The sequence below is a fragment of the Megasphaera lornae genome (assembly GCF_000214495.1).
Classification (GTDB): Bacteria; Bacillota; Negativicutes; order Veillonellales; family Megasphaeraceae; genus Megasphaera; species Megasphaera lornae.
This window is the reverse complement of sequence record NZ_AFIJ01000003.1, coordinates 1-19,318: the sequence shown is the minus strand read 5'-3', so window position 1 is coordinate 19,318 and position 19,318 is coordinate 1. Positions and strand designations below refer to the sequence as shown.

15 protein-coding genes, 2 tRNA genes, 1 riboswitch and 1 other annotated feature are annotated in these 19,318 nt (G+C 50.2%); of the genes, 7 read left to right on the top strand and 10 right to left on the bottom strand.

What is annotated here, in order from left to right:
* Window positions 1-175 precede the first annotated feature (175 nt).
* Window positions 176-251: transfer RNA gene (locus HMPREF1039_RS00110), tRNA-Ala, on the bottom strand.
* Window positions 252-589: 338 nt separating this feature from the next.
* Between HMPREF1039_RS00110 and gdhA the strand changes: the two genes are divergently transcribed.
* Entirely contained in the window at window positions 590-1,939 is a 1,350-nt protein-coding gene (gene gdhA / locus HMPREF1039_RS00105; protein ID WP_007390322.1) for an NADP-specific glutamate dehydrogenase, read from the top strand.
* An 81-nt stretch (window positions 1,940-2,020) separates the two neighbouring features.
* Here gdhA and HMPREF1039_RS00100 read toward each other — a convergent pair whose 3' ends face one another.
* Window positions 2,021-2,809 (bottom strand): carbon-nitrogen family hydrolase, encoded by a 789-nt coding sequence (locus HMPREF1039_RS00100; protein ID WP_235720006.1) that lies wholly within the window; start codon window positions 2,807-2,809, stop codon window positions 2,021-2,023.
* Window positions 2,810-2,934: 125 nt separating this feature from the next.
* Here HMPREF1039_RS00100 and ybaK point away from each other — a divergent pair, with 125 nt between their 5' ends.
* On the top strand, window positions 2,935-3,450 hold the full coding sequence (gene ybaK, locus HMPREF1039_RS00095) for a Cys-tRNA(Pro) deacylase (protein ID WP_039891546.1): 516 nt from the start codon (window positions 2,935-2,937) through the stop codon (window positions 3,448-3,450).
* Window positions 3,451-3,506: 56 nt separating this feature from the next.
* Here the strand turns inward: ybaK and HMPREF1039_RS00090 are convergent, their stop codons facing one another.
* From HMPREF1039_RS00090 to HMPREF1039_RS00080, 3 genes are all read right to left on the bottom strand, one after another.
* Complete coding sequence (locus HMPREF1039_RS00090) at window positions 3,507-4,673, bottom strand: iron-containing alcohol dehydrogenase (protein ID WP_007390329.1); 1,167 nt, start codon at window positions 4,671-4,673, stop codon at window positions 3,507-3,509.
* A gap of 123 nt (window positions 4,674-4,796) precedes the next feature.
* A tRNA-Gly gene (locus HMPREF1039_RS00085) sits at window positions 4,797-4,870 on the bottom strand.
* Between the two features lie 118 nt (window positions 4,871-4,988).
* Window positions 4,989-5,258, bottom strand: coding sequence for a zinc-ribbon domain-containing protein (locus HMPREF1039_RS00080; RefSeq protein ID WP_007390316.1), 270 nt, complete (start codon window positions 5,256-5,258; stop codon window positions 4,989-4,991).
* A gap of 220 nt (window positions 5,259-5,478) precedes the next feature.
* Between HMPREF1039_RS00080 and HMPREF1039_RS00075 the strand changes: the two genes are divergently transcribed.
* From HMPREF1039_RS00075 to HMPREF1039_RS00065, 3 genes are read left to right on the top strand one after another with little or no spacing between them, the layout of a single operon-like run.
* Entirely contained in the window at window positions 5,479-6,081 is a 603-nt protein-coding gene (locus tag HMPREF1039_RS00075; RefSeq protein ID WP_007390321.1) for an anthranilate synthase component II, read from the top strand.
* Window positions 6,078-7,460: an aminodeoxychorismate synthase component I gene (gene pabB / locus HMPREF1039_RS00070; protein WP_007390330.1), complete on the top strand. Its 1,383-nt coding sequence runs from the start codon at window positions 6,078-6,080 to the stop codon at window positions 7,458-7,460. Before HMPREF1039_RS00075 ends, pabB begins: the two co-directional genes overlap by 4 nt.
* A complete protein-coding gene (locus HMPREF1039_RS00065) occupies window positions 7,444-8,175 on the top strand; it encodes an aminotransferase class IV (RefSeq protein ID WP_007390327.1) in 732 nt (243 codons plus the stop codon). Before pabB ends, HMPREF1039_RS00065 begins: the two co-directional genes overlap by 17 nt.
* 266 nt (window positions 8,176-8,441) lie before the next feature.
* On the opposite strand, the gene HMPREF1039_RS00060 is transcribed toward HMPREF1039_RS00065, so the two are convergent.
* From HMPREF1039_RS00060 to HMPREF1039_RS00050, 3 genes are read right to left on the bottom strand one after another with little or no spacing between them, the layout of a single operon-like run.
* Complete coding sequence (locus HMPREF1039_RS00060) at window positions 8,442-9,917, bottom strand: tryptophan transporter (protein WP_007390323.1); 1,476 nt, start codon at window positions 9,915-9,917, stop codon at window positions 8,442-8,444.
* A 12-nt stretch (window positions 9,918-9,929) separates the two neighbouring features.
* Window positions 9,930-10,613, bottom strand: coding sequence for an energy-coupling factor transporter transmembrane component T (locus tag HMPREF1039_RS00055; RefSeq protein WP_007390331.1), 684 nt, complete (start codon window positions 10,611-10,613; stop codon window positions 9,930-9,932).
* Entirely contained in the window at window positions 10,610-11,425 is an 816-nt protein-coding gene (locus HMPREF1039_RS00050) for an energy-coupling factor ABC transporter ATP-binding protein (protein ID WP_007390317.1), read from the bottom strand. The genes HMPREF1039_RS00055 and HMPREF1039_RS00050 overlap by 4 nt, the downstream gene beginning before the upstream one ends.
* Window positions 11,426-11,469: 44 nt before the next feature.
* Window positions 11,470-11,721 (bottom strand) — a binding site (T-box leader).
* A 164-nt stretch (window positions 11,722-11,885) separates the two neighbouring features.
* A riboswitch (SAM riboswitch) is annotated at window positions 11,886-11,981 on the top strand.
* 88 nt (window positions 11,982-12,069) lie between these two features.
* On the opposite strand from HMPREF1039_RS00050, the gene HMPREF1039_RS00045 reads away from it, so the two are divergent.
* Complete coding sequence (locus HMPREF1039_RS00045) at window positions 12,070-12,894, top strand: MetQ/NlpA family ABC transporter substrate-binding protein (RefSeq protein ID WP_007390318.1); 825 nt, start codon at window positions 12,070-12,072, stop codon at window positions 12,892-12,894.
* Window positions 12,895-12,989: 95 nt separating this feature from the next.
* Window positions 12,990-13,847 carry a methylenetetrahydrofolate reductase [NAD(P)H] gene (gene metF / locus HMPREF1039_RS00040; protein ID WP_007390325.1) on the top strand — a complete coding sequence of 286 codons (858 nt, stop codon included), beginning with the start codon at window positions 12,990-12,992 and terminating at the stop codon, window positions 13,845-13,847.
* A gap of 69 nt (window positions 13,848-13,916) precedes the next feature.
* Here metF and HMPREF1039_RS00035 read toward each other — a convergent pair whose 3' ends face one another.
* Entirely contained in the window at window positions 13,917-18,203 is a 4,287-nt protein-coding gene (locus HMPREF1039_RS00035; RefSeq protein WP_007390326.1) for a YadA-like family protein, read from the bottom strand.
* A 553-nt stretch (window positions 18,204-18,756) separates the two neighbouring features.
* The coding region (locus HMPREF1039_RS07625) for a YadA C-terminal domain-containing protein (protein WP_176603324.1) at window positions 18,757-19,318 on the bottom strand (562 nt) is incomplete at its 5' end.

Genomic DNA, 19,318 nt, shown 5'->3' with positions numbered 1-19,318 from the left:
CGAATCATCTTTTTTTATTATTATTTTCAACAATTCTATCTCTGCCGCGCTAACGCTTCCCCCGTCTCCCGGCAAATACATGCCGAAACCCTCTTTACCGCACCCTTCCGCCCGAAATCGGGATATTCATAGCGACAAAAAAAGAACTTCTTATTCATAAGAAGTTCTTTTTTTATGGTGGAGATAAGCGGGATCGAACCGCTGACCTCTTGAATGCCATTCAAGCGCTCTCCCGGCTGAGCTATACCCCCATGTAGTACGTGTACTAATATATCATAAAGACACCATATTGGCAAGAAATTTTTCATTATGTATTATTTTTTATATATATACAACAAATATACGGTCCTTCAATTCATGATATATTGTAATTTTTCTTATAATTTTTAAGAATGCATTATTTCATATATATACATTAAAACGACTGTCCGCTTATTTACCGTTAAATTTTATTTCGTCATCCGAACATCGCAGCTATCGTATTATGCGTTAAACGTATTTACGTTTTGTCGGTATTGCATTGTAAAAAAATTGTGCTATGATGAATTTATAAGAAAGAAGTTTCCAGTATTTAAACGAGGTGATTTCTATGAACAGCTATGTTGAACGCGTAATTGCAGATGTCCGTCAAAAATATTCCCATGAACCGGAATTTGTACAAACTGTCGAAGAAGTATATTCCTCTATTTCCCCGGTTGTCGATCGCCATCCGGAATACGAAAAATTTGATCTCCTGGCACGTCTGGTGGAACCGGAACGGCAATTCACATTCCGTGTCGTTTGGCAGGATGATCAGGGAAAATATCATACCAACACCGGCTATCGTGTGCAATTTAACGGGGCCATCGGACCGTATAAAGGGGGTCTGCGCTTTCAAAAAAATGTGTATCCCGGAATCATGAAATTTTTAGGATTTGAACAAATTTTTAAAAACGCCTTGACAGGCTTGCCTATAGGCGGTGCTAAAGGCGGCTCCGATTTTGATCCGACAGGAAAATCCGATACCGAAATCATGCGTTTCTGTCAAAGTTTCATGCAAGCCTTATATCGTTATATCGGTCCCGACATTGATGTGCCGGCCGGCGATATGGGCGTAGGCGGTCGTGAAATAGGCTATTTATATGGCGAGTACCGTCGTCTCAAAGGCACCTTTGAAAACGGTGTCCTCACCGGTAAAGGCTTCAGCTACGGCGGTTCCTTAATTCGTCCGGAAGCGACAGGATACGGGGCCATCTACTATTTGGAAAATGTATTAAAAGACGACGGACAAGAATTACGCGGCAAAACCATCGCCGCCGCCGGGTTCGGCAATGTAGCTTGGGGACTGTGTAAAAAAGCGGCCGAATTGGGTGCCAAAGTAGTTACCCTATCCGGACCGGACGGCTACATCTATGATCCTGACGGCGTATGTACAGAAGAAAAAATAAACTTCCTGCTGAACATGCGTGAAAGCGGTCGCAATCGTGTCCAAGATTATGCCGATGCTTTCGGCGTGGAATTCTTTGCCGGCGAAAAACCGTGGAATCGTAAGGTGGATATTGCCATGCCCTCGGCTATGCAAAATGACGTACATTTGGAACAAGCAAAACAAATTGCCGCCAATAATGTACGGTACTATATTGAAGTCGCCAATATGCCGACTACCAATGAGGCCTTAAATTATCTTCTGCAACAAAAAAATATGATTGTCGCCCCCGCCAAAGCCGTAAATGCCGGCGGAGTCGCCGTTTCCGCACTGGAAATGAGTCAGAACAGCGAACGCTTAGTATGGACAGCGACGGAAGTGGATACACGCTTACGTCAAATTATGGATACCATTTACCGAAACAGTAAAGATGCGGCAATGCGCAACGGCTTCGGGTACAACCTTGTTGCCGGCGCCAATATTGCCGGCTTTGAACGCATTGCCGACGCCATGCTGGCACAAGGCGTATTCTGAGCCTGTCATTCACCGGCATACTGTGCTGACGTGCACCGACTGAAACAAGAGGAGAAGTCCGCCGACTTCTCCTCTTGTTTTTTATCCCCGCACATATACTTCCGGTCGACGATCCGCCAACACCGGCATTTTTTTTCGCACGGCCGCAACCTGCGCTATATCCGCCTCGGCCATGACCACCGCCGCTTCGTCACCGCCTTGTGCCAAGACCTTGCCCCACGGATCAATAATAGCCGAATGACCGTACAACGAAATGTCCCCGCTTTGTCCGCACCCGTTGACCGCCACGACCACACATTGCTGCATAACCGCACAAGCCCGCGTTAAAAGATCCCAATGCACGCCCCGCGCCGCCGGCCAGGCGGCGGGCACAAACAAGATTTCACAACCGCTCAACGTCAACGTACGCAGCCATTCATCAAACCGCAAATCATAACAAATAACCGCACCGGCCCGAAATCCGTCCAGGTCCCATACACAGGGACGCCGGCCTGCAGAAAAAATTCGATCTTCCCGACCGCGAGTAAACAAATGCACCTTATCATATTGTGTTATCCATTGTCCCTGCCGATCGACAACATATAAGGTATTATACAATCTTCCCTCACGCACAGTGGCCACCGAACCGCCCACAATATACACGCCGTATTGACGGGCAGCCTGTTGTAAAAATTTCCGGGTTTGTATTCCCTCTTTATCCGCCAACGCCGCTACATCGGCAGGAAAAAAAGCGGTATTCCACAATTCCGGCAACACTACGATGTCCGCTCCGTCCTGCGCCGCTTTGGCCACCCACCGGTCGGCAGCCGCATAATTTTTCGCCACTTGCCCTAACTGAATTTCCCATTGTACTGCCGCTATTTTCATCATTTTCTCCTTTTCCGCCTCTCCCGCCTCTATTATACAAATCTCTCCCGCCCCTGCCAAGACACGCGCACTTGCAAAGAATGACCGTTCTTGCTATAGTAAGACACACAAATGAAGAAACAGGTGAGATGAATGGCAAAACAAAAAAAACTAACGTCATGCGCATGCTGGACAGTAACCATATACCCTATGATACCAAATCTTATACGTATTCCGAAGAAGATCTTTCCGGAATACATGCGGCCGCCGTCTTAGGCTTACCGCCGGAACAAGTATTTAAAACGCTAGTAGGTCGGGGAAAAACCACCGGTCCCGTCGTATTTTGTATTCCTTGTCATAAAGAATTGGATTTGAAAAAAGCGGCCGCCGTCAGTCACAATAAATCGGTGCAATTGCTCCATGTCAAAGAGTTGCTCGACATTACCGGCTATATTCGCGGCGGTTGCTCGCCTATAGGAATGAAAAAAACGTTTCCCACCTATATAGATGCCTCCGTCCGCGCCTTCGACACCGTCAGCATCAGCGCCGGACAAAGAGGTCTGCAGGTACTCTTATCGCCGCAGGACTTAATACCGCTAATCCGCGCCGTTGTCGCGCCGTTAGTGATGGATACGATTACCCTCACGGACGGACGTGTACGCTGACCGCAAACCGCAAACATACAGCCGGTACGACGATTTCGTCGTACCGGCTGTATGTTTTATAAACTCTGTTGTAAAATATCTTCTACCGCTTCCCGCGTCAACGTTTCATACCCGCCATGCGTAATAAATACGCCTTCGGCAATCTGCGGAATCATCTCTTCGGTCATACCCAATTCCCGGGCATGCAATACCAACCCCAACGAACGCATCCACGCTTCCAAACATTGCAATCCCTCGGCAGCGATGTCCGCCGCCGTTTTCCCGTCCGGACGAACTTGCCACACCGTTTGTGCAAAACGGGCGAATTTCGCCTCGCCGGCTTTGACAATATGTCGATAATACGGCAACGATACGGCCGCCAACGTCATGCCGTGCGTCGCGTTCGTATACGCTCCCAGCGACTGGCCCAACATATGTACCATCCAATCTTGCGACTTCCCTTTCCCGATAAAAGAATTCAATGCCCAAGAAGCCAACCACATAATATTGCTCCGCGCTTCATAATCCTGCGGATCCCGTATAGCCTGACGGGAACTGTGTACCAGCGAGCGCATCATCCCTTCGGCAATATAGTCGGAAGCCGTATCATCCGTACCGGAAAAATACTGTTCCATAAGATGCGACATAATATCATAGCAGCCGGCCGCCATCTGATATTTCGGTACGGTCATAGTAAATTCAGGATTTAAAACCGCAAACCGCGGAAATACGCGGGCATCAAATACACGGGCAATTTTTCGTTTTTCCGCCGTATTGGTAATAACAGAGCCGCCATTCATTTCCGAGCCTGTACCGGCCATGGTCAATACACAACCGACAGGAATAATTTTATTCTTAATCCGTCGCATATGTGCATAGTAAGTATCCCACGGATCGGTTTCACAATACGCGGAAACCGCCACCGCTTTGGCATAATCGCAAACCGAACCGCCGCCGACGGCCAGCAACAAATCCGCCTTCTGTTCTTTCGCCGCACGGCATCCTTCATACAACTTGTCCAGCGTCGGGTTGGGCATTACCCCGCCGTCTTCAATCACCCGTTTATGCGCCGCCTGCAACACGGTCATAATTTTTTCATAAATACCGTTGCGCTTAACGGACCCGCCGCCATAAATAAATTGTACATTCGGACCGTACAATGCCAATTCGTCTTGCAAATAGGACAAAGCATCCTTTCCGAAATATAGCTTGGTCGGATTTTCATACGTAAAATTCCCTAACATACCTGCGCCTCCCTTGTTACTTTTCCTCTTATTATACCGTAAAACGGCCCGCAACCAAAGAAACCGCCGCCCGCTTACAAAAAAAATGTCGCTCTCCCGGCCATAGGGAAAGCGACACGCGATTGGAGCGGATGAAGGGGATCGAACCCTCGTTTCAAGCTTGGGAAGCTCGCATTCTACCACTGAATTACACCCGCATAACAAAACATTGCTTACTCATTATAACAAACAACAGCGGAAATTGTAAAGCGCTTTTTACAAACTTACCGAAAAGACGATGTCGCTCTCTACACGAAAGCCGCATCGTCTTTCTTTTCATCGGCAAGCATAATAGATGCCGCAAAGAATTATCAAGACAATAATAATCCCTATGATCCACTTTCCCTTTGCCGTCGCGCAAGGGCACGTACGTGCTGTCGCCGGGCGCATCGTCTGCGCCGCTTCCTTGGCTTGCATATTCCGCTGCGGTTCATGCCCCGTGTCGATCGGTTTGCCGCACATGGGGCAATACGTCGCCTCCGGTTTTAATGCCTGCCCGCACTCGGAACATGTCCGCGTCGTTTCCGTCTGTATTTCCGTAGCCATTCTGTTTCCCTTCTTTCCTTCCCGTCGAAATTGCAACGGACTCTTACTGTTATTATACCATATCTGTCCAATATAGCCACTCTTTCCGGTAGCATTCTTTTTCCAACTGTGCTATACTGACTATATCATTTTCATATGCAGTTTACGGACCGTCAGGATAACGACTGCAGCCTGCATGAGGCAGCTGCTTTGGTTATCTTTTTTTATAGGAGTATGGCCGATGTACTTAATTATTGATAACTACGATTCCTTTGTTTATACAATTGCCGCATACCTGCAGGAAGCTGGAAAATCCGTCCGCGTCTATCGGTGCGATCAAATTTCTCTCCAAGAAATTGCCGCCTTACAACCGCAAGGAATTATTTTGTCGCCCGGACCGAAACATCCGGCCGATGCTAAAGAATCCCGCCTCATTTTTCAAACCTTCGTCGGTCGTATTCCCATCTTGGGAATTTGTCTGGGCATGCAGCTCATTGCCCATATGGCCGGAGCCGTCGTCAGCCGCGGCGCCGCACCGATGCACGGCAAACTGAGCAGAATTACCCATACGGGAACGGGCTTGTTTTTCCGATTGCCCCCCGCCTTCCGGGTCACGCGCTATCACTCCCTGGTGGTACAAAAAGAAACCTTGCCTGCCGCATACCGGTGTGACGCCTTCAGCGAAGACGGCGTACTCATGGCCCTGCATCACGCCACCTTGCCCGTATGGGGCGTGCAATTTCATCCGGAGGCCTTATGTACCGAATACGGGCACGAACTCTTACAAAACTATTGCAACTTGGCTGAACAATTTACGTTTTCCGAAACAGGTGACTTACCATGACTGAACCCTATATTCTCCCCTCTCCGTTTACCGCTTCCGCCGCCGCTATCTTCCGTCTGTTTCACGACGAAGACAAAGCCGCCTTTCTCGACTCTTCCTTACACACTACGCAGGGGGTCTATTCCATTATCGGCTTGGTTCCCTATTTGACCGTGGAAACCGCCCCTGACGGAACCTTAATCAACGGCACCTATGATGCCCGTCCCTTTGAAACCGTTTTCTATTCCTACCTCCGCGACCATTACTGCGAAAATCCGACCGACTTACCGCTTACTGCCGGCGCGATCGGCTACTTTTCCTATGACTACGCCTGTCAACGCCGCCATATTATGCCGTACCGCAAAAGTGCAGTAATAGGCGCCGCGGCCTCCTGGACATTTTACGATTTCTTTATTATTGAAAATTGTCGCACCGGTGCGGTCACCTTTATTGCCAACGGCCATACCTGCCCGGCCGCCCAATTAATGGACACCATGATCCGACGAATAAAGCAGGGACTGACGCAACCCCCGCCGTTATCGTCGCCGCCCTCCGTGCCGCCCGAACTGCTCCGCTACAGTACCAAAGAAGAATACCTGCAGGCCCTCCGAAAGGTACATCACTATATTTTGGACGGCCATGCGTATGTACTCAATCTTACACAAGCGCTCGCCCTGAAAAGCTCTTGTTGTCCGTACACGTTTTTCACCGCCTTGCGCCGACAAAATCCTTCTCCCTTCGGCGCCTACATCAACTACGGTACGTGGCAAATCATCAGCGCCTCGATGGAACGACTCCTTTCCCTGCGCCGAGGACGCATAGAAACCCGCCCCATTAAAGGCACGCGCCCGCGCGGACGCACGCCTGCGGAAGATGAAAAAAACAGTACCGAACTGAAAAACTCCGCCAAAGATAAAAGCGAATTACTCATGATTGTCGATTTGGAACGCAACGATCTCCACCGCATCTGCCAAGCGGGAACGGTCACCGTTCCCGCCCTGTATACCCTCGAAACCTATGCCACCGTCTTTCATCTGGTATCCACCGTACAGGGCCGAATCCGTCCGTCGGTCACGATGGAAGAAGTAATCGATGCCGTCTTTCCCGGCGGGTCCGTTACGGGCGCTCCCAAGCAGCGCGCCATGGAAATCATCGCCTGCCTGGAACCGACCCCTCGCGGCTTATATACGGGCTCGCTCGGCTATATTTCGCTACATCGGGACTGTGATTTAAATATTGTCATCCGTACGGCCGTACACCGCAACGGCATCTATCACATCGGCGTCGGCGGCGGAATTACCGCCGAATCGGACAACGACTTTGAATATGAAGAAACTTGGCAAAAAGCCGCGGCCCTGCAACACGCCTTACAAGGAGGAACCCATGAACCTGTACTATGACGACGCCTGCCAATTCGGGTTGGCCGCCTTTGAAACCATCGCCGTCGAAAACGGCACGCCCATTTGGGCGGACGCCCATCTGCGGCGCTTGGAAAAAGCACTGGCCTTTCTACAAATCCCCCTGCCTTCGCAGGTAAAAACGGCCGTATATCAATACAGCCGTTCCCTCCCCGGGAGACAAGCCGTAAAACTGCTGATTTCCTCCCGAAATATATGTTTTACCCATCGTCCCAATCCCTATACGGAAGCCGCCTATACCAAGGGCTTTGCCGCACAACGGGCAACCATGTGCCGCAATGAAACGTCGCCCTTCGTCTTTCATAAAACCGCCAACTACGGCGACTCAATTCTCGAAAAACGTCGCGCCCGCCGACAGGGATTTGACGAACCCTTCTTTTTCAATACACAGGGACAACTGGCGGAAGGTGCTACGACCAATATTTTTTTAGTCAAAAACGACCGACTCGTTACGCCGCCCGTCCCCTGCGGCCTCTTGCCGGGTATCGTGCGCACCTATGTGTGCCGCCGTTTTCCCGTCACCGAACAAGTCGTCACCGAACAAGACCTGCCCACGTTTACCGAATGTTTCGTCACCAATTCCCTACTCGGCATTATGGGCGTACGTACCTACGGATCGCACCGCTTCACTTTTCCCGGTCCTTATACCCGGCGCCTGCGTGCCGCCTATGAAAAGGACAAATACAGCCCCTTATAACCGTCGCATATTCCCGGGACCTAAAATTTCTCCCGCCCTTTTCCGCATACCGGCGGGCCGAAAACTTCCCCTCGCCGGAAGATTGTCGGCCCGCCGGAAACACTACAAAACAGCTCTTCCGACCGACAAGCGGCAGAACCGATCACGGTCTGACGCTACGGCGCTTTCGCCTACCTAAACAGCGGCGTCACCGGTACTCCTGCCGGTGACGCCGCTGCGCATTAAGAAAGGAAGGCGCGAAGTGCCGCCCTTGCCCCTATTCTTTTTTATGAGGAAAATTGTTGTCGTAACGCCTGTTCCGCCGTTTCCGCAGAAAGCCACTTGCCGTCCGTAATAATCCCGTGCGCCGCCAATTCCATGGCACACGCAAATACCGAAGGAATCGCCGCCTCATGAATATGGTGTTCATACATATATGCCAGCGTCGTTTCGACCGAACCGTCACAGCATACACGCCCCTTATCCAGTACTACCAACCGATCGGCATACGGCAAAACGGCTTCCAAATTCTGTTCTACAATCACAATAGTATGCCCGTGTTCCCGATTTAACGTGTGCAACAATTCATAAAACTGCTTGGTTCCTTCCGGGTCCAACGCCGACGTCGGTTCGTCAAAAACCAGTATTTCCGGTTTCATGGCCAACACATCGGCAATAACCAACCGTTGCCGCTGGCCGCCGGAAAGGTTCGTCAACGTCCGTTTACGATACCCGGTCATCTGCACCGTAGCCAACACCTCATCAATCGTCTTTTCAATTTTTTCCGGCGCCACACCGTAATTTTCCAACGTAAACGCAATTTCTTCTTCCACCGTCATGGCCACCAACTGGCTGTCATAATCATCCAGCATATAGCCGACCGTACCGGCCAGGGCGGAAATAGAAGATTGGGTCGTAGCTACACCGTTGACAAATACCATGCCCTTCATAACGCCGCCGCAATAATGCGGTACGGCACCGGTCAACGCCTTGCACAACGTACTTTTACCGCTGCCGGCGCCGCCGGTAATGACCAGAAAATCGCCCTTGTGAACCGCCAAATTCACATCGCATAAGACAGGAGTGCGTTGCCGATTATACCGATACGAAACATGATCCAGTACCAGAACGCCATCCCGCGACGGCTGCAACACATACTCACTGTGATCCGAAATAACCGCTGTTTCGTCGACATCCTCCAACATACCGCGCGACCTAAACAACCGCAATGCCGGAAAGAATAACGCCGGCGTCACTACGGCATTTAGCAGACCGATTACAATAACCAGCGGAATCATGCCCGTTACATAGACCACCCACGGCAAATTCATGACCGCTTTTAAAATAGTAACAAACACAAACCCGCTCATAAAAGTGGCTAAAAAGCCGGAAAGCGCCGGCAACAGCGAATGCTTTTTTCCTTGCAAATGCCCTAAGTGATGTACTAAAAACGTACACGTCAGAGCGCCTACCGGTTCACTCAACAAATTGCCGTACGGAAATCCCGATTTCGACGTCAATACATTGATCAAGGCTGCTACCAAGCCGATTCCCAATCCCTGTTTATACGACGGTTTCGTCAAACAAATCGCCACACAATACGTGGCAATCGCCCAGTTGGGAGTTACACCGCCCACACTGGGAGACACTAAATGCAAAATCGTACCTACCGCCAATAATAACGTGGTCACCGTAATCCAACGAAAACGACCGCCCTGACGATGATGAAATTCCAACTTCCCTATATCTTCTATCCGTTTCATTACCGTCGCCTCCTATACCGCTCCGTGACACCGTAAATACACCACAAAACCGCAGCCGATGAACAACACCGCCACTAATACATAGTCCCGCGGCCGCAGGCCGACCCGACTCATAAAACGATGCTGCGTATTGCCGAACCCGCGCAGCTCCAAACTCAGCGCCATCGTTTCCGACCGTCCCAACGATTTCAGCAATAACGGCTGAATCACACTCATATATTGCCGAATTTTTTTCCACGCATTTCCCCGCGACGCCAACCCGCGGCAAGCCTGTGCTTCCCGGACATACTTGCTTTCCGCCATAAAATCGGGGACAAACCGCAACGCCGCCGTAAACATAAACGCATATTCATACGGAATATGCAGCTGCGTCACTAACGCCGCCGTCAAATCCTGCAAACGCGTCGTCGTCAATAAAATAATAAAGACAATCGTCATGGACAACATACGCAGCCCCGTCACATACGCCGAAGTCAACGACCCGCCGCCGATATATTGCACAACGCCTAAAAAACACGCAAAAATTACCAAACTGAAAACCGCCTTGCCGTTCCGCCGCAGATGACCGCAACCGCTTAAAATCACCAACTCGATCACCACTAAAGCCACCAGCGGCAACGCCGTATGCATAACCAACGCACAAAAAGAAAACGCAAACGTGCCGATTAATTTACTCAACGGTACAAATTGTTTCATTGGGTCTTCCCTCCCGCATAGCGGCACAGCGCCGCCGTAAATTCTTTCATAGACTTACAATACCCTACCTGCGGTACGGCCAAAGATAAGCGTACACAATCGGGGCGTCGCAATCCCAACTCATATAACTCTTCACACGTAGTAAATAAGGATTCCGGCGTGCCGTCAAAACAAATCCCGCCCGGCCCCAAGGCAATCACGCGACTGCAATACGCGGCAATCACATCCATATCGTGGGTAATCAAAATGACGGTCAGCCCGTTTTCATTCAGCCGTTGCAACAGCGCCATCAATTGCCGTGTCGCCTGCCGATCCTGGCCGCTCGTCGGTTCATCCAGAATCAAATACTTCGTCTTCATGGCCAGTGCCGAAGCAATGGCTACACGCTGCTTTTCACTGCGATTCAAGTTTAACGGATAGGCCGTCGCCAATGCGGTCAAGCCCGTAGCCGCCAAGGCCTCCGCTACCGCCGCTTGTACCGCCGCCGCCTCGAGTCCCGCCTGTTGCGGGCCGTAAGCCACTTCTTCCTGTACGGTGGACCGAAACATCTGTCGTTCCGGCTGCTGAAAAACATACCCCAAAAAGGCGCTTCGTTGTGCCGGATCTTGCGCCGTAATATCCGTACCGTTATAAAAAATCCGCCCCCGTGTCGGTTTTTCCAGCCCCATCAACAAGCGGGTAATCGTCGTTTTGCCGCTCCCGTTTCGGCCGCATAAGGCCAACCATTCCCCGGGATGAATCTGCAGCTGCAACCGCTCCAACACATGGGCGCCGTTTTTATAAGAAAAAGCCACATCCCGCATTTCCAACATCTTTCTCACTCCTTTTTTAGACAACAAAAAAACCTTTCCTCCCCTACGGGGACGAAAGGTTACATACTTCCGCGGTACCACCCACATTAACGCCGTGCGTTCACTCTTCATGTACGGCCTGACGGCGATACACGGTTCCGGGCTAACGGGGGAACCTCACCGGCGAGCCCTACTGATTTCCGTTCAGGCCGCATCTCCCGAATCCATTCCCTGTACGGAGCGGGGCCGAACTTACACTACCGTCGACTCGCTGAACCCGTCACTGTACAAGTACTCGTTTCGATCATCGATTCTATATACTGTTACCATTAATCATACGCACAACTGCTGTCCTTGTCAAGTATTTTTTTCCCTTCCCGACGCCGGTACCAACAAATTTCTATACATACCCAAAGAAATAAACTATATTGACAAATAATCGATTCATGCTATAATGATGGCAATTCAATCATATGACTCGCTTTTATCCAGAGAGGTGGAGGGACTGGCCCGATGAAACCCGGCAACCGATAACGACGGTGCCAATTCCTGCGGAAGAGATTCCGAGAGATAAATTATTGTCCCCTCTTTCTCTTCACGGAAAGAGGATTTTTTTTACCCGCATGGAAAGAGCGGTCTTGCTATCTACTAAAGGAGGAATTACCATGAAATCATTCAAAACATTTACCGTCTTGGCCGCCACCGCCCTCTTGGCCCTGGGCGTGCTCGTTTCCGGTTGCGGAAACAAAGCGGACACGGCAACTTCCGGACAAGTCACCGTGACCGTCGGGGCTACTCCCGTACCGCACGAAGAAATTCTTAATGAAATTAAACCCTTGTTGGCCAAAGAAGGCGTCAACCTCAAAATCGTCGAATTTACAGACTATGTCAAACCCAATCTGTCGTTAAACGACAAAGAAATCGACGCCAATTTCTACCAACATACTCCCTATTTAGATAAATTCAACGCCGAACGGGGTACAAACTTAAAAGCCGTCGCCAAAATCCATATTGAGCCCATGGGCATTTATTCTCACAAAATCAAAGACTTAAAAGCCCTGCCGACAGGTGCGAAAGTGTCCATTCCCAACGATCCCACCAACGGCGGCCGCTCGCTCCTGCTCTTGCAAAGTGCGGGCCTCTTAACCCTGAAAAACGGCGGCTCCGTCACCTCTACGGTCGGAGATATTGCCCAAAACCCGAAACACCTGCAATTCGTAGAACTGGATGCGGCACAAGTACCTCGTTCCATTGATGACGTAACGATTGCCGTCATCAATACCAACTTCGCTATGCCTGCCGGTCTCAATCCCTTAAAAGACGCCCTGTTCCTGGAACCGAAAGATTCTCCGTATGCCAACATTCTGGTCGTACGCGCCGGGGACGAAAAACGGCCGGAAATTCAAAAACTGGTGAAAGCCCTGCAATCGCCGACCGTCAAAACCTTCATTCAAAACAAGTACAAAGGAGCCATTTTACCCAGCTTCTAATCACCGTACTGCAGATAAGAAGGCAATAGAAGGACGCTTCTGCGTCCTTCTTGCTTTTTATACTGCCGACGACACATCATAAAAAGGAGAGGTCTATGCGTACAACCGATTTATTTACACAAAAAACAGTTTTTTCTCTGGAAGTCTTTCCGCCCAAACGGGATATGCCTTTAGAATCCATCTATCCCACCTTACAAGAATTAAGCCGTCTGCATCCCGATTTTATCAGTGTCACCTGCGGTGCCAACGGGCAGGGCGGCAATCGCACGGCCGAAGTTGCCGCCACCATCAAACACACCTATCATTGCGAAACCGTCGCCCATCTGCCGTGCCTCTATTTGACAGAAGACGACGTACGACATACCTTGCAGGAATTAAAGGTACACGGAATTGAAAATATTCTGGCCTTACGCGGCGACGAAACGCCGGGAAAAACGCCGATCCGCGTATTTGAACATGCGGCCGATGTGATTCGCTTCATCAAAGAAGAAGACCCTTCTTTTTCCATTCTGGGAGCCTGCTATCCCGAAGGGCATACAGAAGCGAAAACCCTCGGCGCCGATATTCGCTACTTAAAACAAAAAGTGGATGCCGGGGCGGACGAACTGATTTCTCAACTGTTTTTCGATAACGAACTCTTCTATCGTTTCCTCGAACGGTGCGAAATCGCCGCCATCAACGTCCCCATTGAAGCCGGCATTATGCCGGTGACCAACAAAAAACAAATTGAACGCATGGTATCCCTTTGCGGCGCCACGCTTCCCGTCAAATACCAGCGTCTCCTCGCCAAATATGGGCATTCCCCCGTAGCCATGCGCGATGCGGGCATCGCCTGTGCCGTCGAGCAAATCATCGATCTCTTGGCCAACGGCGTGGACGGGATTCACGTGTATACCATGAATAACCCCTATATTGCCGGAAAAATTGCGGCGGCAATAAAAAATTTAATATAACGCCCCACCAAAAAAAGCGAGTCCTCAGGACTCGCTTTTTTTATCTGCCGGTCACCCTGTGACGGCACCTTACCTATGCCGTTCCGGAGTCTGCCGGTTTTCCATTTGCCGTACCTTGTATTCCAACGCCGCAATATGACGTTGCAACGTTTCCACTACCGTATAAAATTCCTGCACCGTAGGTGTCGAAGTGCCCATTTTTTCATGGACAACGGCAGTTCCCACTTTAAAGCTGATGCCTACATTATAGGCCGTATCCCCACCGATGGTACTGCCGGCGCTGATCAGCACATCCTTATTCGGACGATAGAACAAGCCCATAGCAACGGCATTTTCCCCCTTATAACCGCCGGTTGCGGCCGCTAAACTGAATTTTGCCGTACCATCATCCACCGGTCGCAAGCCGGCCAGCGCCGCCGCACGAGCGCCCACTTTCTTGACATCCTGCGCCACTTGCGTCACCCGCTTATCCAAGGCCGCAATCTTTGCCGTATTATCGGCAATCCGGCGACTGTTCGCCTGTACCTGCGCGTTTTCGGCCGGGGTCGGTACGGGCTGCCCCGACGAGGACCCCTTTAAGACCGAAGGATTCACCTGCCCGTCGGCAGTAAAAATAGGTTGTGCCAAGTTTTCAACCAACTCTTCTTTATGCATGGCTTTCCGCAACGTATTGGTGTCTGCCAGCAACGCCTTATACTGCTGCTGCGCCGTCTTCGCCGTCTGTTTAGCCTGCAAATACTGCCGCCGCAGATTCATATCCACTTTATCCGGTGCCGTCGTCAGAACCGCCCCGACAGTACCGTACGAAGTACCGTTTTTTTGCAACGCCTGTTGTTGCTGCTGTGCCGTTGCCCGCAACGCTTCCAGATCTTTTTGCATGGCGCTTAACTTCGTATCATTGTCGCCGGTATATTCTTTTTTCTTTTCTGCCGGCGGCACGACCGGTTGCAAATCCTTAAACCCGTACTTTGCTTTTAATTCGCCGATCGCCTTTTGTTTCGCAGCCAACTGTTGCCGGGCCCGTTCCTGAAATTGTTTGGCATATTCGTAATACTGCTTATCTTCGGCCGAAGCTCCGGCTTTTTCCGCCTGTTCCTTCGCCTGTGCCGTTTCTTCCTCTTCCCACGCAACCAACGTTTTCAGAGCCGGTTCATCCGTATTGATATACGTTTTATAATCCGCTTCCGCTTGCTGCCGTTCCTGTGCCGACGGCTGCGGTGTCGGCGGTTGCGGTGTCGGCGGCTGCGGTGTCGGCGGCTGCGGTGTCGGCGGCTGCGGTGCCGGCGGCTGCGGTGCCGGCGGTTGCGGTGCCGGTGGCTGCGGTGCCGGCGGCGGGGTGACGGTACCGCTCGAATTCAACGCCTTTAACGCATCTTCCGCCTGTTGCAACTGTGTATCCAAGACACCCGCTTCTTTCCGCTGCAACGCTTCCACATACGCTTGCCGTTCAGCTAATTTATTCTTCTGTTTAGCGTCTTCAAACGTCCACCAATGTCCAAGGTCCTTAGCATATGCATCGTTCTTTTCATCAAAATTAGCCGCATTTTGCTTAGCTTCTTTCAACTCGGCAATCTTCTTTTTCAACGCTGCCTCTTGGGCCTCTTTCGTCCGCGGATCCGCCGTAATACCTTTTTCTTTTGCATAGCTTTCTAAAGCCTTCTGTTTCGCTTCCATTACCGCTTTTGCATTCGCAATATATCCGTCGACATGAGCTTTTTCTTTTTCCCAATTCTGATACGGATCTTTTTTATCCATCTCTTCAAAATATGTCTTTGCCCATACTTCGCTGTTGTAATACTGTTCCGCCGCTTCCGCTTCGGCTTTCAATTTTTCCCATTGCGTTACCGCTTCCGGCGTAACCGTACCTTGCGAGGTGCCGCCGCCGGGCTGTACCGGATCTACCTTCGATTCGGGCGGCTGCGGATCCGTCTTCCCTCCCGGTTCGCTGCCGGACTGCCCCGGATCTACCTTCGGTTTAGGCGGCTTCGGTGCCGGCGGTTGCGGCTGCGATGAAGATTCCTTCTCCTTTAAAATCGCTTTTTTAGCATGAAGGACATCGCCTATTTGCATTACTTTCTTGTGTGCCTCTTCATAGGCCTGTAGCTTTTTTTGCCCTTCCGGGGTCTGATCGTCCGGATTATAGGCTTCTTCTGCTGTATCCGCAACTTTTTGTGCCTGTTTTAATTGCTCTTCCAAAGCGGCAATTTCTTTCTTCAGTTCTTCTGCCGACTTTTTCTTATCCGCTTCCGGATCCGGCTTCGGAATAGCCGGATCGACGCTCGGCGTCGGTACCGGCGGCTGCGGTGGCGGCGTCGGCTTGGTTTCCGAAGGAGACGACGACGCGCCTTTTACCTGTTTAATTTTAGCTTCTATCGCCTCGTAAGCGGCTTTCGCTTTATCCCGCGCATCAATCGTAGTCTGATCCGGACCATCCTCATCCGTATTTTCCTCGTCATATTTGGTTTGCGCCTTATCATAAAGATCCTTTAATTCGGTTTCTTTTGCCGTCAATTCTTGCAAATACGTGGTCTTGGCCGCTTCTACCTCTTGTTTGGCCTTTTCGGCTTGCTGCCGCACCGTTTCATCCTGCGGTTTTTCTTTGCGTGCCGCTTCGGCTTTCGTCCACGTTTCTACGGCTGCCTCATACTTCTTTTCCGCTTCACTTTGCTGTACGCCCGGCGTTTTTCCCGAAGGCGGCTTTACTTCCGGCGGTGCCGGCGGCGGGGTGACGGTACCGCTCGGATCCAACGTCTTTAACGCCGCTTCCGCCTGTTGCAGCTGGGTGTCCAAGACATTCGATTCCTTCCGCTGCAACGCTACCACATACGCTTGCCGCTTATCTAATGTGTTATTTGTTTTAGCCTGATCAAAGGTATCATAATACCCCCATTTATAATCAGATTTCGTTTCATCGAATATACTTGCCGCATTTTTCTTTACCTCTTGCAGTGCTGCAATCCTCTTTTTCAACGCCGCCGTTTGCGCCTCTTTCGTCCGCGGATCCGCCGTAATGCCTTTTTCTTTTGCATAACTTTCTAAGGCCTGCTTTTTCGCTTCCATTTCCGCTTTCGCATTCGCAATATATCCGTCGGCATGCTCTACTTCTTTTGCCCAATTCTGATACGGCGTTTTTTTATCCATCTCTTCAAAATAGGTCTTTGCCCATACTTCACTGTTGTAATACTGTTCCGCCGCTTCGGCTTCGGCTTTCAATTTTGCCCATTGCGTTACCGCTTCCGGCGTAACCGTACCTTGCGAGGTGCCGCCGCCCGGCTGTACCGGCTCTACCTTCGATTCGGGCGGTTGCGGTACCGGCTTGCTACCCGGTTCACCCGTATGAGGTTTCGTTTCCTCTTTTCCCGTACCGGGCGTACTTCCCGTCCCGGAAGATAAGGCACTGATACGTGCTTCTTTTGCCTTGATTGCCGCCTGTAAATCACTTAATTTTTGTGTATCTTGCAAATATCGCAGTAAAACCTCCGTACTTGCACCGTTATTCGCATAGCCGCCATTGTTATTAAACTCAGCTGTAGACCAAGTTGCATGCTTCTCCACGTCCGGCAATTGTTTTTGTAAGTCCGCCAGTTCCTGCTGCAACTGCCCTATATCCGTCCCCGTTTCCACCGCAGGAGAAGGCATCGTAAACGGTTTGGACTCATCTTTTACTTCCACCTTCAACTGCTGCTGCCACTTCGTAACCGCTTGCTTGGCCGCTTCCATAGCCTTCTGCACGATGCCTGCATAAGCCTTGGAACTCTTTGCCCGCTCTTGTGCCGTTTCATCTTTCGGAGCGGCTTTCGCTGCTGCTTCCGCCTCCGTCACATCCCGGTTTACCCGCGCGGTCAATTCCTGTAAATGCTGCACATTCTCCTGTGCCCGCTGCAAACTCCGCTGCATATCTTCCAAAGAAGGAGCCGCCTCGCCCGTCCCGGAAGAAGTTTCCACGTCTCCCGGCTGCGGTGCAACCGGTACGGTGCCGCCGGTTTTCGCCGCCTCTAATTCTGCTTGCAATTGTTTTAAATGCTCCGCTCCTTTATCATGAATCGGTTTATATTTATTATATTCTGCGGTCCAATTGCCCTGCGGTCCCCCCATGCCATCTTCATAAGAATCAATAATGTCTTTATTCTTTTCCCACCACGTATTGGCATCGGCAATCTCTTGTTGTACCTTTGCAATTTGCGCTTCCAACGTCTTTATCTTTTCCGTATCCGGTGCCGCCGTACGATCTTGATTCATGGCAAGCAAATCAGCCGCCGATGACGAAGCATCCGCAGCAAAAGACGCACCTACAAAAGCAGTCCCCATCAAACCGGCGACTACCATCGTTGTTAGTTGGCGTTTTGTGAATTTCATTAAAAAAATCCTCCTTTAATCAGACGATAATTTCCCCGAAATTCCCCTCTATGTACTTGTGTGCCTCGTCTATTCCCCAATAGACGAAACCTTACTACCCCATGCACATATGCTATTCATATGTTTATGGTTCTTATTATCCACTTTTTAGTATATTTGTCAAATATAAATGAAACTGATTCTCTTGTTATGCTTTTGTACGGCTGCCCATTTCTTCTTTTACTATACGTATACATCATTAAATTGTAAAGTTTTACTTTTATTTTATTAAATAAATCTCTTCATTTTCTTAATAATTACTTCAGTTCTCTTTATATATACCGATGTGTTCCGGCATCTCCCGGTTTTTCATCGCCTAATAAGTCGTCAATTTTAGAACAATTGATAGTTATTTCCGATTGTTTTGTTTTGCAGTGTATTAATTTATGATAAAAATTCCCGACTATAAATCAAAATCCGTACCGGCCGTTCCCCTACGGACAACAAAAAACCACCGCAATCCTTTGGGAATTACGGTGGTTTTCCTTATGTATAGACATAAAGTAAGCGTATCTTATTTTGTTTTTTGTGCAGCCTGACGCAACTGTTGAATTTCCTGTTGCTGTGCCGCTACCTGATACTGAAGCTGCCCTACTACACGATACAATTCCTGCACATCCGGCGTATTCGTAGTCGTCGTGGCCGAAGACTTGCCGAACTTAAAACTCATGCCGAAGGTATACGCATTCTTGGAGCCCATCGTGCTGGCGGCACTGAACATCACATTCTTGGCGGGACGATAGAACGCACCGAAGGCGACACTGTTTTCTCCGTCGTACGAACCGGAAGAAACAGCAAAGCTCAACTTCGTGGACGGATCAAATTCGAGCGGATGCAACCCTGCCAACGCAGCAGCACGAGCCCCCACCTTTTGAATGTCCTTGGCATTGTTGCCGATTTTGAGATCCGATTTGCGTACATAGTCCGCTAACTCGCTCTTATCCGCTTTTGTAGCCAGTTCAGACTTATCCGCTTTATTTGCCAAGTCCGTGGTCTTCGCATAATTAGCTAATTCAGACTTATCCGCTTTATTTGCCAAGTCCGTGGTCTTCGCATAATTAGCTAACTCAGACTTA

Bases quoted from the DNA above. Each gene is read 5' to 3' on its own strand.
- gdhA (WP_007390322.1), top strand. From the start codon at position 590: ATGAACAGCTATGTTGAACGCGTAATTGCAGATGTCCGTCAAAAATAT.
- HMPREF1039_RS00100 (WP_235720006.1), bottom strand. From the start codon at position 2,809: ATGATGAAAATAGCGGCAGTACAATGGGAAATTCAGTTAGGGCAAGTG.
- ybaK (WP_039891546.1), top strand. From the start codon at position 2,935: ATGAATGGCAAAACAAAAAAAACTAACGTCATGCGCATGCTGGACAGT.
- HMPREF1039_RS00090 (WP_007390329.1), bottom strand. From the start codon at position 4,673: ATGTTAGGGAATTTTACGTATGAAAATCCGACCAAGCTATATTTCGGA.
- HMPREF1039_RS00080 (WP_007390316.1), bottom strand. From the start codon at position 5,258: ATGGCTACGGAAATACAGACGGAAACGACGCGGACATGTTCCGAGTGC.
- HMPREF1039_RS00075 (WP_007390321.1), top strand. From the start codon at position 5,479: ATGTACTTAATTATTGATAACTACGATTCCTTTGTTTATACAATTGCC.
- pabB (WP_007390330.1), top strand. From the start codon at position 6,078: ATGACTGAACCCTATATTCTCCCCTCTCCGTTTACCGCTTCCGCCGCC.
- HMPREF1039_RS00065 (WP_007390327.1), top strand. From the start codon at position 7,444: ATGAACCTGTACTATGACGACGCCTGCCAATTCGGGTTGGCCGCCTTT.
- HMPREF1039_RS00060 (WP_007390323.1), bottom strand. From the start codon at position 9,917: ATGAAACGGATAGAAGATATAGGGAAGTTGGAATTTCATCATCGTCAG.
- HMPREF1039_RS00055 (WP_007390331.1), bottom strand. From the start codon at position 10,613: ATGAAACAATTTGTACCGTTGAGTAAATTAATCGGCACGTTTGCGTTT.
- HMPREF1039_RS00050 (WP_007390317.1), bottom strand. From the start codon at position 11,425: ATGTTGGAAATGCGGGATGTGGCTTTTTCTTATAAAAACGGCGCCCAT.
- HMPREF1039_RS00045 (WP_007390318.1), top strand. From the start codon at position 12,070: ATGAAATCATTCAAAACATTTACCGTCTTGGCCGCCACCGCCCTCTTG.
- metF (WP_007390325.1), top strand. From the start codon at position 12,990: ATGCGTACAACCGATTTATTTACACAAAAAACAGTTTTTTCTCTGGAA.
- HMPREF1039_RS00035 (WP_007390326.1), bottom strand. From the start codon at position 18,203: ATGAAATTCACAAAACGCCAACTAACAACGATGGTAGTCGCCGGTTTG.